Origin of the sequence: Anditalea andensis, from assembly GCF_000714815.1 — a bacterium.
Taxonomy (GTDB): domain Bacteria; phylum Bacteroidota; class Bacteroidia; order Cytophagales; family Cyclobacteriaceae; genus Anditalea; species Anditalea andensis.
This window is the reverse complement of the sequence record NZ_JMIH01000016.1, coordinates 49536-64926: the sequence shown is the minus strand read 5'-3', so window position 1 is coordinate 64926 and position 15391 is coordinate 49536. Positions and strand designations below refer to the sequence as shown.

Genomic DNA, 15391 nt, shown 5'->3' with positions numbered 1-15391 from the left:
CGATGAGAAAATTAATTTTATCATTTACCTTGGTTGCCCTGACCACAGTAGCATTTGGTCAAAAGAAGGTGGTAAGATCCGCAGAACGTAGCTTAAAAAAAGGAGATTATCAAGAGGCATTGACTGATATAGATGCCGCTTTAGAAGATGCTGAAACAGGTGAGGACCCTAATACGCATATGGTTAAGGGGAAAATCAAAACGATGATGTTCAGCTCTGATGAGAGCAACGATAATTCAACGGTCGCTACCGGTAGGGAGGCATATGCTGCATTTGAAAGAGCCATGCAACTGGATGGTAATGACAGAAACAGTAAAATTGGTAAAGAAATTTACAAAGATGTGCTTCCAGGCATGCCGGAAAATCTTCAAGGCGAAGGTTTAATGAGATTAAAGGCTTCTTCTATGGATAAAGCTATAGAAAGGTATGAAGATGACGATATGGATTTAGCCCATGCCTTTTTCGCATTGGCAGCAGATATTGATCCTGCAGATACTTCTATAGTGTTTAATGCAGGTTATACCGCCAATATGATTGAAAATCATGAAGCTGCTAAGAAGTATTTTACGCAATTAATAGAAGATGAAGAATATAATAAATTAAATGCTTATTATTTCCTAATTCAGATTGCCAGTGGTACTGATCAGGATCAAGACGAAGCTTACAGATTGGTAAATGAAGCAAGAGCGGTTTATCCGGAGGATAAAGGCCTACAGGAATTTGAAATACAGTTATTGCTACAATTGGAAAAAATGGACGAAGCGTTGGCTTCTATAGAGAAAGCGCTGGAAGAAGATCCAAATGATAACGCCATCAGATTAAGATATGGTTACCTTAAAGAGCAATCAGGTGATTTAGAAGGGGCTTTGGAAGAATATAAGAAGACTGTTGAAACAGATCCTGAATTTTTCGAAGGAAACTATTATACCGGTGCTATATACTTAGATAGAGCAAGAGGAATAATTACCGAAGTAAATAATTTAGCTGATGATGAGTGGGAAAAAAAATCTGAGGGCTTATTAAAAGAAGCAGATGATTTGTATAAAAATTCAGTCCCTTATTTTACCAAGGCTTCTGAATTAAAACCAGAAAATACCGAAATTTTAGAAATTCTTTTTCAGATCCACACACGATTGGATAATAAAGATAAAGCGGAAGAGTACAACCAGCGTCTGCAGGCCCTGCTAGGACCTGATTGGATGGAAGGTTAATATAAATTTAAGGCCACTGTTACCAGTGGCCTTTATTTTTTCATATCCTTTTGCCAAATTGCATGCTTAAATAATGTGCCATGAGTAAATGGAAATACCCATTCCTATTATTTTTTTTTAATACCATCATCCTTTTAGCTCAGAAAAATGAGCAGTACGTAATCTTGATTTCTCTGGATGGATACCGATATGATTATACCGAGAGGTTTCAGCCTAAAAATATTCAGCGTATAATAGATCAAGGGGTAGAGGCTTCCTCTCTTATTCCTTCTTATCCGACTAAAACTTTTCCTAATCACTACAGTATAGCTACGGGTATGAAACCTGAAAATCACGGCTTAGTGGATAATGCTTTTTATGCACCTGAACTCGATGAAATTTATAGTATAGGAGACAGAAAAGCCGTAGAGAATCCTGCATGGTATGGTGGATTGCCTATATGGGTTTTGGCTGAGCAACATGGCATACGCACTGCCAGCTATTTCTTTGTAGGTACAGAAGCACCAGTGCAGGGTGTGCAGCCAACTTATTTTTACAGTTATGATGCAAAGGTCAGTAATTTAACTCGGATTGGTAAAGTTTTTGAATGGTTGGAACTTCCGGAGGAAGAAAGACCTAGATTGATTACTCTATACTTTTCCGATATGGATGATGTAGGCCATGCATATGGACCAGACAATGACAGCAAAATATCTACCCGGTTAAAAACATTGGATGCCCAATAAGGAGCATTGTTTCAGGGTATTAACAGTTTTGACCTGGATATCAATATAATCTTAGTTTCGGACCACGGTATGACTAATGTGCTACCAAAGAACCTGATAAACTTGGATTCTGTAGTACATGGATTACCAATTAAACCAATCAATAATGGAGCTTTGGCCCATGTCCATATAAATGATGTAAAGCAGAAGAAAACTATTTTGGAAGCCCTAAGGCAGAAAGAAAAACACTTTAAAGTGGTGGATATAGAAGACCAAACAGGGTATTTAAATATAGAAACCTATAGGGGACGTTTGGGTGAACTTTTAATTTTGCCTGAAATAGGATACTACCTGGTGAATACAGGAGGAATATTAAATTATCAAAAAAGGGCTGCATTGTTCAAGACCGAGGTATTTGGAGAGCATGGGTACCATCCATCACATCAAGACATGCATGGTATATTTTATGCAAAAGGACCAGCAGTTAAAAACAATATAAAGATTGGAGCTGTCTATAATATAGATATATATCCTCTTATTTGCCATATTTTGGATTTACCTATCCCTGAAAACATAGATGGGGATCTGGAGCGGGTAAAAGAACTGTTTACTCATTAAGATTAGCAATATGATATTTTAACAGTATGATATTCTATATCCAAAACTATAGGAAAGAATTCTGAATTGTAATGAAAATTTAATCTAAAATCATTTCTTATCTGTTGTAAATTACAATTGACTATTAAAGTATGCATAAATTAAAAATCCTGTTTATAGTTGTATTTGCACTTTTTACGCAAACCATAAGTTTTGGTCAGGTATTCCTGCCAAAACTCATCAGTGATGGAATGGTACTGCAAAGAGATGTTGACCTTAATATATGGGGTTGGGCTTCCCCCGGAGAAAAAGTGACTTTACATTTTATTGATCAAGTGTATCGTACCGAAACAGCTATAGATGGCAAGTGGTCCATCTCATTGCCGCCTCATCCTGCCGGCGGGCCATATGAGATGAGGATAGAAGGTGTTAATCTAATGATCATTAATGATATTCTTTTGGGTGATGTATGGATAGGCAGCGGACAATCCAATATGGAACTTACTATGGATAGAGTAAAGGACAAATATCCTGAAGTAATTTCCTCTGCAAATAACAGTTTTATCCGACAGTTTGAAGTTCCGGATACTTATAGTTTCACTGGACCCAATACTGATTACAAAATTGGAAGTTGGATAAAAGCCGATAAAAATAATATTTATAAATTTTCAGCTATCGGATACTTTTTTGCACAGGAGCTCTATCAAGAATATAAGGTTCCGATCGGTTTTATAAATGCCGCACTGGGGGGGTCTCCTGCGGAAGCTTGGTTAAGTGAGGAGGCTTTAAATAACTTCCCAGAACATTATGCTTCCCTTAAGGAATTTAAAAATCCAAATCTCATTAAACAGATAGAATCAGATAACAAAAGGATAACAAAAGAGTGGTATGAAGGATTAGACTGGAAAGATGCAGGTATAAGAAATGACTGGAGCAAAGCGGATTTGGATGACGAAGACTGGGATCAGATGGATGTACCGGGATATTGGGCGGACAATGACCTGGGCCTGGTTAACGGAGCCGTTTGGTTTAGGAAAGAAATTAATATCCCTGCGGATAAGGCAGGTAAAAAAGGGCAAGTGGTGCTGGGAAGGATAATAGATGCAGATTCTGTATTTTTGAATGGTGAATTTATAGGTACCACCGGTTATCAGTATCCACCGCGTAAATATGCCGTACCGACAGGTATATTAAAAGAGGGAAACAATGTAATAGCCGTGCGGATCATCAACCAATCAGGAAAAGGCGGATTTGTATCAGATAAACCGTATAATTTAGTTATAGAAGGGGATTCAATAGATCTGAGTGGTATCTGGAAATATCGTTTGGGTGGAAGTATGGAACCCTTGGCCAGTCAGATAACGGTCCGCTGGAAGCCCGGTGGGTTATATAATGCTATGATAGCCCCATTGTTGGGTTATCAGGTGAAGGGAGTGCTTTGGTATCAAGGAGAGTCCAATACAGATAATCCAAATGAGTATGAGGATCTGATGCAAACTTTAATCATAGATTGGCGCGAGAAATGGCAACAGGAGGAGGTTCCCTTCTTCATTGTACAACTTGCCAATTTTATGGAAGCTAAGGAAAATCCTGAGGAAAGCAACTGGGCAGCAATAAGACAGGCTCAATTGAATATTTCAAATTTACCCAATACAGGGTTGGTAGTGGCTATAGATGCTGGAGAATGGAATGATATTCATCCTTTGGATAAGAAGGTAATAGGTGAGCGTCTTGCCCTACAGGCTAGGAAAATGGTCTATTATGAATTGGATCTAATAGCATCAGGTCCGAAAGTGGAATCTGTAAGGCGTAAAGGGAATCAGCTCATATTAGCATTTTCAGATATTGGCAGTGGTTTATTAGCCTTAGGACATAAAGATTTGAAACATTTTGCAGTTGCAGGTGAAGATGGAAATTTTGTTTGGGCAAATGCCCGGATTTCTGGTGATCAAATAATCGTATGGAGCGAAAATGTCTCCAGCCCAAATCGCGTTAGATACGCCTGGGCTGATAATCCAGAGGGTGCAAACCTATATAACAAGGAAGGTTTACCGGCATCACCATTTGAGGCCTTTATAGAGGAATAGAGGATGAGCATAATGAGTGCATATCGATATCAAATATCAATCCTTAAAAACTGGAAACAAAAGAGCACTTTTTTCTATTTAACATAATATAAATTATATAACATTTAAATGATGGTTATTATTTTAAGGTTTTGAAATTTGTCTCATACTTTCATATGAAAATATAAGGCAGTATTGACACAATAGTTTTTCGAGAATCTATAGAAATTTAAATGCATCTTAATCACGCCTGGTATCAGTTTTACTGAATGCTCTGAATAAATATAAACATGGTCCGAAGGAAGAATTCCTAGTGGGAAGATGCAAATTTATTTACGATTTAGAAGAACTTTATAAAAATTATCCAGTTGTATAAAGGTGATTGACCACAATTAAAACTAATCTTGATATTAATATGATATCTTATGCAGAATTGCTTATCAAGCATATATTGGGAGGTAATGCCTATATTGAATTAGAAGAAATTCTCAAAAAAATTGATTATCATAAAATAGGGATAAAATACGGAGGGCTTCCCTACTCTTTTTGGCAAATATTGGAACATATGCGGATTGCTCAAAAAGATATTTTGGATTTTTCTGAAGGTACTGATTACAAAACATTAAAATGGCCAGATGAATATTGGCCGGATACTACCACACCACTTTCAGTGGAAGATTGGGAAAATACTAAAAATGATTTTTTTAAAGACAGGAAGAGATTTAATACGCTTTTAAGTTCCCACAATGAAAATCTTCTTACACCATTCAATCACGGAGAGGGCCAGAATTTATTTAGAGAAGCACTTTTGGTTATAGAGCATAATGCCTATCACACCGGACAACTGATGCTTCTCAGCAGGATATTAGATGAAGTGTGATAAGTCATAGCTTGATTTCAAATGTATTTTTTTAATACATCTATCCTTTCCTGATAGTCATACTGAAGATCTTCATGTAAAGCCATTTGTAATTTTTCTATTTTTCCCACCTGAACTCTGAATAGATTTTCAATTACCTGATGACGATGGCGTAGGTATCCGTTTTCCACCATTTTTTCGCAGAAAAATGCGATGACTTCGAGTTGGGTTGCTTTATCCTTATTATACTTTAGAAGTTTATTCATGATCCTTCGAATCTTCTGGGAGGCCTTTTTAGCTGAATGATAGTTATAAGCATTGGCTTTTTGAAACTCAAGTTCCAGCTCTTCTTCTACCATTTCTGAATACAGATTGGGGTTTTCACGTCCATATAGTTGAAAGAATAAAAACTTTTTGTTATCCACGTTAGCTTTTGCCAAAAGGGTTATCAGCTCTATCAGTTCTTTTTCACTTAATTCTTTTAAATTCTTTTTAATCTCTGCCAGACTAGCTATTTTCATCTATAAAATATGTTTTAAAAAATTAAATTTAAAGTATTATAGGCTTTGTTGTCAAGTTAATTTGATTTCTTTATAGGAATACTGCCCACATTTTCCATTGTTATAGTATTGACGCCCGTATTCTAGTTATATTTATTGCCCCATGAATTTAAGTTATCCTAAAGTTGTTTAATATCATGTTATGCAAGAAAGCTGGAAATTCATTATTGACTCTAAGTCAGCTGTGGCTGATGAACATATTATCCGTAATTTGATAAAGGAGCATTCACGAGAAATGGGTATATTTTTATCTTATTATTTTAAAAATGAAGGGGCCGTAGTGGAGAATGTGACATCTGATGAAGTGAAAATTTCAATACCGGGTAAAGGGAAAGTTAAGGTTATATTTGATCTCATTCATTATAATGCTTGCCTTAATATCAATGATCAGCGAAAGGATCAAATGAAAATAGATTACTTAATTGAAAATAACAAGGTGATTTTAACAGGCCCTTATTGGCCTGAAAGAGGCCAAGATGAAATTTAAATAGGCTTCCTCTCATTCTTAAAGATATAATAAGGCTTAGATATATTTAGTATTTGTGTTTTGATTGCTCTTCTTTAACATCAACTATCCATCATTAGGACCTACCTATTCTCATCTTAGTATCAGGAAACTCCATTTGCTCAATAAACGGTTGGCTGCGGAGTCTTTTCCCAGTAGCCTGAAAGATGGCATTGGCAATCGCTCCTCCCGTAGGTGGAAGGGCCGGTTCACCCAGACCGGTGGGATCGATGCCATTGTTTACATAGTGAACATCTATTTCAGGTACCTCTTTCATTCTGATCAGCCTATAGGTATCAAAGTTTTTCTGTTTGGACACACCATTCTCAAATGTAAGATTACCAAACATGGCATGGCCCATACCGTCTACTATACCGCCTCGAACTTGGTGATTGGCTCCGGTCGGATTCACAACTATTCCGCAGTCAGTTACAGCAGTAATCTTTTTCAATACGGGCTCATTGTTGTCCATTTCGATATCCGCCACTTGGGCCACATAGGATCTATGGGAGAAATATACGCTAAATCCTTGTTTAACATTTGATTTTTGACCCCAGTTTGATTTATCAGCTGCCATCTCAATGACACCTATCATTCTGTCTATATCATAATTCACGTCTCCTACCGGAGACCTTTTACCTTTATTCAATAAATCTAATCTAAACTGAACTGGATCCTTACCTGCAGTATACGCTACTTCATCTAAAAATGCCTGTTCTGCATAAGCCAGAAAATTGGTAATCGGAGCCCTCCAAGGATTAGTAGTTATAGGTGATTTATGTTCAATGGTGTCTATAAGCAGATTATCGACACATCCTGAAGGAAAATTATCCTGACGGGTCGAATTTCCGGCATTGATACCTGCCCCTCTTAATTTATAACCCGTCATATTGCCACCTGCATCCAGTGAGGCTTGGAACCGATACCGCACCGCAGGTCTGTAAGCACCCCCAGTCATATCATCTTCCCGACTCCATGTGAGCTTTACAGGTGCATTGAGCAACCTTGAAAGTTCTACTGCTTCTATTACAAAATCAGCTGCCAGTCTACGGCCAAAGCCGCCTCCCAGCCGGGTGATCTGCACCGTAACGTTTTCCGGTTCTATCCCCAACAGTTTTGCAGTTTCCATTCTGGCTCTTTCCGGTGTCTGGGTAGGTCCTACCAATTCTGCCGATCCATTTTTCACATGGGCAAAGAAGTTCATCGGCTCCATCGGAGAATGCGAAAGGAAAGGGCATTGATATTCGCTGGTGACTATCTGCGCAGCGTTTCTGAATGCTTTGTCCACATCTCCATCCTTTCTCATAGAAGTGGCTTCTTTGCTATCCAGCATTTCTTTAAATAACCGATCATGGTCCTCGGTGCTTTCTACCAGCCCGTCCGGTTCATAGCTTATCTTCAATAGCCTTTTTGCTTTCATCAATGGCCAAGTAGTTTTTCCAACCACAGCTACATTGTTATTAAAAACCACGACATCATCCACGCCTTTTACGGCTTTGGCTTCGGAGTCATCTACAGATTTGATTTTCATGCCAAACGGGGCACGCTGTATCATGGCATTAAGCATTCCCTGGCGGTAAAAGTCCAGTCCATATAAAGGCTTACCGGTAAACATGGAGGGATTGTCTACATTTTTGACGGGGGTCCCGATGAGTTTAAAGTCTTTGGATTCCTTAAGGATCACCTCTTCGGGTGCATCGATTTGCGAGGCATCTTCAACTAAATCACCATAGCTGATGGTCTTACCACTTTCCCTATGTGTAACCATACCATTGGAGGTTAATAAAGTGCTGGCTTCTACATCCCATTTTTGGGCTGCGGCTGCCACCAGAAGATATTTGGCAGTAGCTCCTGCTTTTCTCAGTCTTTCCCATGAATGGGGCATTGCCCCACTCCCACCGGTGACCTGTCTTTCAAAATGCTCTGTATCCAGGTTTGCTTGCACTACCCTCACACGGGACCAATCTGCATCCAGCTCTTCTGCCACCACCATGGGGAACGATGTCTTGATGTTTTGTCCAAGTTCAGGATTCGGTGAATAGATGATGATATCTCCTGAAGGAGATATCGATAGGTAGCCATTAAAATGTTTAGACTGAGCTAGTACCTCTTCATTGGTCAGTACCTTCATCTTAGGTGAATCACAGCTGGACCATGAAAAACCTATAAACAGTCCTCCTCCAGCAGTTGCTGCTATTTTGAGAAAATCTCTTCTACTTGTTTTATTTAGGTTGGCCATGATTATTTGATTTTAGATGCCAATGCTACGGCCTCACGGATTTTATGGTAAGTGCCGCACCGGCAAATATTTCTGTTCATTCCATTTTCTATCTCCTGGTCAGATGGGGATGGATTTTTTTTAAGCAGTGCTGCAGCACTCATGATCTGACCTGCCTGGCAGTAGCCGCACTGGGCCACATCCACTTCATCCCAAGCTCTTTGGACAGGGTGGTCGCCATTGATAGATAGTCCCTCTATTGTGGTCACTTCGTCCTCACCAATATTGGATACCGGCATCACACAGGAAATAACGGTCTCTCCATTAATATGAACCATACAGGCCCCGCATTGGGCTATGCCACAGGAATATTTAGTACCGACCAGTCCGAGATGGTCTCTCAGCACCCAAAGCAGAGGGGTATCTTCCTCTACCTCAACCTCATGTTTTTTTCCGTTGACTCGCAGATTGTAAATGGCCATTATATTTTCTATTGTAGTTTTAAAATGATAATATAAGTAAATATCTTTTTAATTTATTATAAATGCATGAATATTTGACTGGCTGCTGTACTGGGCTTTAAATGGAAACAATTACATCGAACAAGTATTAAATGCTCATAATTCCTCACTTAAAGACCTAACAGCATAATGTCATGCTAAATGTGAAAGTACAAAAGATGTGGTCAGTAACTTTTATTTAAAAAGGTTACCCAAGGAGACATAGGTATTTGAATATGGTCTGAGGGTAACCATAAGGGCCAGTTTTCTATGGTATTACCAATAATATCCAAAGGAAGTATGCTCCGGAATTCAGCAGCCATTCGGAAGGATTAACAAAAATAGTAAAGTAATTGGCAAAATAATTCGAAAATTCTTCAATAAATGGATAAATATTTAAAGAGAGGTAAGTTTCTTTCAAAATTTCTTTTAATAAAAACATTTGAGGCTAATCATATATCCGTAAATTAGCTTTTATCTAACATTTCAATCCAACAAACCTAATTAGATCAAAATGAACAAAATTAAAGTAGCCGTAGTCGGTACAGGCTTTATAGGCCCAGCTCATATCGAAGCCATCAGAAGAATTCCTCATGTCGAAGTGGATGCACTCTGTGAAGTGACCCTCGAGCTGGCCAAAGAAAAAGCCCTTTTACTGGGCATACCCCATGCTTATACCTTTGAGGATATGCTTAAGCAGGAAGAAATCGATGTGGTACATATCTGTACGCCTAATTTTCTCCACTTTCCCCAGGCCAAAGCAGTACTGGATGCGGGTAAACATGTCATTTGTGAAAAACCCCTTGCAACTAAAATTGAAGAGGCCGAAGAACTCGTAAAGCTGGCCCAAGAAAAAGGACTGATCAATGCGGTCCATTTCAACCTTCGTTATTATCCGATGGTACGCCAGATGAAATCATTGAGGGAAAAAGGTGAGCTTGGTGATATCTATACCGTGATGGGATCATACCTACAGGATTGGCTGATTCTACAGACCGACTATAACTGGAGGTTAGAGCCTGATAAGTCAGGAGATTCAAGAGCCATTGCAGATATCGGTTCTCATCTTTTAGATATAACGGAATATGTCACAGGCTTGGAAATATCTGAGGTATTGGCTGATTTTTCAACTGTCCATAAAACCCGCCTGAAGCCAAAAAAAGCCATAGAAACATTTACTGGTAAGATTTTGGAAGCATCTGATTATGAAGAAGTCCCTATCAATACCGAAGACCATGCCAGTGTACTGCTAAGGTTTAGCAACGGACAAAAAGGTTCTGTTACTGTAAGCCAAATATCCGCTGGAAGAAAAAATAGGTTGAACATAGAGATTTCAGGATCAAAAGCTAATTTGGAATGGAACTCAGAAAGACCTAACGAACTTTGGATAGGCAAAAGGGAAACGGCAAATGCCCAGCTGATGAAAGATCCTGCCTTATTATATCCAGAAGCAGCTGGTATCATCAGCTTTCCCGGTGGACATAATGAAGGCTTTCCGGATACCTCTAAGCAGATGTTTAAGGAAGTATACCAATGCATTAAAGAGGGCAAGGTACCAGAGGCACCACTTTACCCGACCTTTGCAGATGGACTCCGAGAATTAATGATCTGTGAGAGGATCGTAGAGAGCCATAGGAAGCAAGCTTGGGTGAAGGTTTAGGTTAAGGCAGCGAGCAGCAGGAGGCATAAAGTTGTGCTAATCATTTTATATCTCCTGCTCTTTAATCCCTAAATACGGGTTTCAGCTTACATACTGGAGCGGTCGTCAGACATATTCTACATTTTACTCTATAAACCAATTGCATTATTTAAATTACAGCCAATATTTTCACTATTAACCAACTAATAATTTCATGAAAAAAACATCGTTATTAAAAACCGGCATTTTATCTGCCTTTTTGAGCCTTTTTGCTATAGCGGCCATGGCACAGGAAGAAAAGCCGAGTCCTGCTAGAACCGCAGAAGGAACTATTAATAGTACACAGGTTACTATCAAATATAGTAGCCCGGCTGTAAAAGGTAGAACAATATGGGGCGAAGTAGTTCCAATGGGTAAAGTCTGGAGAGCAGGTGCCAATGAAGCTACTATTGTTGAATTTGGAAGTGATGTCAGCGTTCAGGGTCAGGCCCTCCCCGCAGGAAAATACAGTCTTTTCATAATACCTGATGCGGGAGAAAGTACCTTCATCTTCAATAAGCAAACCGGTCAGTGGGGAACTCAGTACGATCAGAGCCAAGACCAGTTGAGGGTAAAAGTGGCTTCACAGGAAAGCAGCAGCTTTGAGGAGAGACTGGTATATGAGGTAAAGTCCAGCGGAATTGAAGTAAGATGGGCCGAGGCTAAAGCTATGGTAAGAGTGGAATAAGCCTAATCTCATGTATAAAATTCAACCATCGCTTAACTTATGAAGCGGTGGTTTTTTTATGCAAAAATTGTGGATTTACAATTTAGCTTTGAAGATTCGTTTTTCAATTGTATGCTGTAAATGATTTATGAGGATTATATATGAGTGTATTTTAGTTAGATAAAAACGGATAAAGACGCTGAGAATATTTTATTATTGGCTTAAATATAAGTATATTACATAAAACATCCACTGTAACCAAAATTAACCCAATATGAAAAAGGTAAATTTACAATTATTCGGTTTAGCCTTACTGATCACCTTGCTACCGGTCATTTCAGCTACGGCACAAATTGATAATATAAGAATAGGAAATCCGGTACCTTATTGGAAAATGGATTTTGCTTCAGAAAAACCCCAATATAAAAAATTTGAAAATACTGTCCGTGGGTACTACTCTCCTCCCATTTTATTGCAAGAAAAACCCAGTCCCGCCAGAACTACGGATGGTAAAGTTGGTGATGCAAATATCAAGATTGCCTATAGCAGTCCGGCTATAAAGGGCAGAGAGGTTTGGGGAGGACTGGTGCCATATGACAAAGTATGGAGAGCAGGAGCTAATGAAGCCACTATTTTTGAAACTGATAAAGATATTAAAGTAGAAGGAAAAGAATTAAAGGCAGGTAAATACAGTCTTTTTGCCATTCCTACTAAAGGAGAATGGACCATGATTTTTAATAAACAAACCGGTCAGTGGGGAACGCAGTATGATGAAGCCCAAGATGAAATAAGGGTGAAAGTAACTCCTAGAAAATCTGATAAAATGAACGAGCGGCTTTCATATGAAGTAAAAGACAATAAAGTAATTATGTTTTGGGAACAAATGCAGATCCCAATGTCCATCAGCAAATAACATAAACTAAATCAACGATCTGGAGTCGCCTACCTCAAATAGGCGGCTCTTTTTGTATATGGCAATCCAGAAAAGAATTGTTAATTTAGCACCATTAAAATTAATACCTCCCTTATTTTGACTTTTGACCACACCAAATTTGATCTTCCTATAGTAGAAGTAGTCGCCGAATTAAAAGCGAAACTAGCCATATCTAATACTTTAATCCTCAATGCTCCAACAGGAGCAGGCAAAAGTACTCTTCTGCCGCTGGCGCTGATGGAAGAGACCTGGCTGGAAGGAAAAAAGATTCTGATGCTGGAGCCTAGAAGATTGGCTACCAAATCAATAGCGATGCGTATGTCCCAGCTTCTGGACGATCCCATTGGGCAGCAGATTGGCTACATGATCAGGTTCGAAAACAGGACCTCTGCCCATACCAAAATTACTGTACTGACAGAAGGGATACTTACCCGCATGCTTCACAGTGATAATGCCCTCACTGATATCGGACTAGTGATTTTTGACGAGTTTCATGAGCGAAATATCCATGCAGATGTGGCCATGGCACTATGCAGAGAAACACAGCAGATACTAAGGCCAGACCTTAGGATATTGGTTATGTCTGCAACATTGGATATGCCACAATTGAGTTCGTTACTAGATGCGGATATCGTAGAGAGTAAAGGTAAGCAATATCCTGTGGATATAAAATACCTGGAAGATACAGATCCATATATGATTCCAGAGGCTGCCAGCAGGGCAATCATCAATGCGGTAAAAACTATCGAGGGAGATGTGTTGGCTTTTTTACCGGGGCAAGGTGAAATACTTCAATGCGAAAAGATGCTAAGATCAGCACTACCTGATTTTGCTATAAATACCTTATACGGTCAGCTTTCTTTTCAGAAGCAGCAGCAGGCCATCCTGCCTCATAAGACCAAAAGAAAAGTAGTTCTGGCCACCAGCATAGCGGAGACCAGCTTAACCATAGAGGGGGTCACCATAGTGGTAGACTGCGGATATGGCCGCACATCAAAGTTTGACCCCAAGTCAGGATTAACCCGCCTGGAAACTATACAGATCACTAAAGATGCTGCAGATCAGCGAGCCGGGCGGGCTGGAAGAATTGGTCCCGGGATATGTTTTAGGCTTTGGACCAAGGCTACCCATGAGAAACTCGCTCCTTTCAGAACTCCTGAAATATTGGAAGCAGACCTGGCCCCGTTGGTACTGGACATGGCCAAGTGGGGCATCCAAAACGTGGCGGAGATGACTTGGCTAAACCCTCCTTCACAGGGCGCTTTGGCTCAGGCAGCAGAAATTCTGCAAAACCTTGAAGCCATGGATGAGGGTAAACTTACACCACATGGTCATCAGATACATCAACTGGCCTGTCATCCCAGGATCGCCCATATGTTGATAAGATCAAAAGAACAGGGCACCCTTCACTTAGCTATTGATATAGCAGGTATATTGGAAGAAAAGGATCCAATGGAGAAAGGTGCCGGAGTGGATTTAAATATACGTATAGAAGAACTGCGAAGGCTTCGAAAGGCTAAAAATGTCCATGGGAGATTTAGGAAAATAGAAACAGTAGCAGCCAGCTATCGCAGGATATTTGGTATAGAAGAGGATAATGCATTCTTTGATGTATATGAGACGGGTGTGCTACTGGCTTATGCATATCCGGAGCGGATCGCATGCGCGAGGCCTGGAAACAATGCTCAGTTTCAGTTATCTAATGGAAAGCTGGCTATGATCGGGCATAAAGATGATCTGGCACATGAGCCATGGCTAGCGGTGGCACATGTCGATGCCAGAGATGGCATGGGTAAGATTTTCCTGGCGGCACCTATCAACCCAAAAGACCTTGCTCCTATGGTAAAGGAAAAGGATACTATTTTATGGGATACAAAAAAGGCTGGTCTTATAGCCAAAAGGGAATTGAGAATCGGCGGAATAATACTTCAGTCCAAACCTCTGCCAGCTCCTGATGAATCCCAAAAGGTTTCTGCTATCAGTCAAGCCATCAGATCTGAAGGAGTCTATCTCCTGGATTTTAATGAAAGGGTCATCCAATGGCAAAATAGGATTAATAGTTTACGGATTTGGAATCCCGCAGAAGATTGGCCAGATGTCAGCACTACCTCCCTCCTGCAGACTAATGAGCAATGGCTAGCCCCTTACCTCATCGGAGTCAAATCTGCTGATGATCTCAAAAGATTGGACTTGGTTACGATTCTCAACGGTATGCTTACCTATGAACAGCAGACTATGCTGAACGATTTGGCACCGGCAAAAACTGAGGTGCCCAGTGGCTCCCAAATAGTAATCAAATACATGCCTGACGGGGAACGTCCGGTACTGGCTGTCCGTCTTCAGGAAGTATTTGGCATGATGGAAACACCCAAAATAAATAGAGGAAAAAATCCTGTAGTGATGCATTTGCTATCGCCAGGTTTTAAACCGGTACAAGTAACCTCAGATTTAAGAAGTTTTTGGCAAAACACTTACTTTGAAGTAAAAAAAGAACTAAAGCGAAGATACCCTAAGCATTCTTGGCCTGAAGATCCCTATAAGGCGGTGGCAATAAGAGGAGTAAATAAGAAATAAATTTAAAGATTTTGACATAAATTCAAAATTTAAACGAAATCTTTAGCAAAAAAGTTAGGATATATTAGGAATTAGGCCTCAGTTTTTTCAATATTAGCCCCCAACTAATCCTATTATTATTAGTTAATTTCCCTAAAAATGGCGACATTTGTCATTGTAAAAAATTTCAAGGTATTTCTTTCTGGAAATTCTCTATTGTCCCCTTAGATTCTATTTTTTGAATGTTGTATGTAGAGAGGTGAATACTAGCCTCTTATCTATTATATCATCATTTAGATTTAATGTCACAGCTCTGAATACCTTGAGGATGTATAACTA

General features: G+C 39.5%; 11 protein-coding genes and 1 pseudogene. 9 read left to right on the top strand and 3 right to left on the bottom strand.

Annotation, left to right across the window (positions count from 1 at the left end; genetic code table 11):
- Nucleotides 1-2: 2 nt before the first annotated feature.
- From EL17_RS08660 to EL17_RS08645, 4 genes and pseudogenes are all read left to right on the top strand, one after another.
- Nucleotides 3-1211: a tetratricopeptide repeat protein gene (locus EL17_RS08660; RefSeq protein ID WP_035072689.1), complete on the top strand. Its 1209-nt coding sequence runs from the start codon at nt 3-5 to the stop codon at nt 1209-1211.
- Nucleotides 1212-1291: 80 nt separating this feature from the next.
- A pseudogene (locus EL17_RS08655) lies at nt 1292-2533 on the top strand (alkaline phosphatase family protein).
- A 131-nt stretch (nt 2534-2664) separates the two neighbouring features.
- A complete protein-coding gene (locus tag EL17_RS08650) occupies nt 2665-4599 on the top strand; it encodes a sialate O-acetylesterase (protein ID WP_084166157.1) in 1935 nt (644 codons plus the stop codon).
- 394 nt (nt 4600-4993) lie between these two features.
- Nucleotides 4994-5458 carry a DinB family protein gene (locus tag EL17_RS08645; RefSeq protein WP_035072687.1) on the top strand — a complete coding sequence of 155 codons (465 nt, stop codon included), beginning with the start codon at nt 4994-4996 and terminating at the stop codon, nt 5456-5458.
- 17 nt (nt 5459-5475) lie between these two features.
- On the opposite strand, the gene EL17_RS08640 is transcribed toward EL17_RS08645, so the two are convergent.
- Nucleotides 5476-5958, bottom strand: coding sequence for a hypothetical protein (locus EL17_RS08640; RefSeq protein ID WP_035072686.1), 483 nt, complete (start codon nt 5956-5958; stop codon nt 5476-5478).
- A 181-nt stretch (nt 5959-6139) separates the two neighbouring features.
- On the opposite strand from EL17_RS08640, the gene EL17_RS08635 reads away from it, so the two are divergent.
- Nucleotides 6140-6484 carry a hypothetical protein gene (locus EL17_RS08635; protein ID WP_035072685.1) on the top strand — a complete coding sequence of 115 codons (345 nt, stop codon included), beginning with the start codon at nt 6140-6142 and terminating at the stop codon, nt 6482-6484.
- Nucleotides 6485-6578: 94 nt separating this feature from the next.
- Here EL17_RS08635 and EL17_RS08630 read toward each other — a convergent pair whose 3' ends face one another.
- Both EL17_RS08630 and EL17_RS08625 read right to left on the bottom strand, forming a co-directional pair.
- Nucleotides 6579-8741, bottom strand: a complete 2163-nt coding sequence (locus tag EL17_RS08630; protein ID WP_035072683.1) for a xanthine dehydrogenase family protein molybdopterin-binding subunit — start codon at nt 8739-8741, stop codon at nt 6579-6581.
- A 2-nt stretch (nt 8742-8743) separates the two neighbouring features.
- Nucleotides 8744-9202, bottom strand: a complete 459-nt coding sequence (locus EL17_RS08625) for a (2Fe-2S)-binding protein (RefSeq protein ID WP_035072681.1) — start codon at nt 9200-9202, stop codon at nt 8744-8746.
- A 532-nt stretch (nt 9203-9734) separates the two neighbouring features.
- On the opposite strand from EL17_RS08625, the gene EL17_RS08620 reads away from it, so the two are divergent.
- The 4 genes from EL17_RS08620 to hrpB all read left to right on the top strand — a co-directional run bounded on the left by EL17_RS08620 (nt 9735) and on the right by hrpB (nt 15073).
- On the top strand, nt 9735-10880 hold the full coding sequence (locus EL17_RS08620) for a Gfo/Idh/MocA family protein (RefSeq protein ID WP_035072679.1): 1146 nt from the start codon (nt 9735-9737) through the stop codon (nt 10878-10880).
- Nucleotides 10881-11073: 193 nt separating this feature from the next.
- Complete coding sequence (locus EL17_RS08615; protein ID WP_035072677.1) at nt 11074-11586, top strand: DUF2911 domain-containing protein; 513 nt, start codon at nt 11074-11076, stop codon at nt 11584-11586.
- Between the two features lie 253 nt (nt 11587-11839).
- Entirely contained in the window at nt 11840-12478 is a 639-nt protein-coding gene (locus tag EL17_RS08610; RefSeq protein ID WP_240485957.1) for a DUF2911 domain-containing protein, read from the top strand.
- 117 nt (nt 12479-12595) lie between these two features.
- Complete coding sequence (hrpB, locus tag EL17_RS08605; RefSeq protein ID WP_035072675.1) at nt 12596-15073, top strand: ATP-dependent helicase HrpB; 2478 nt, start codon at nt 12596-12598, stop codon at nt 15071-15073.
- The last annotated feature ends 318 nt before the right edge of the window (nt 15074-15391 follow it).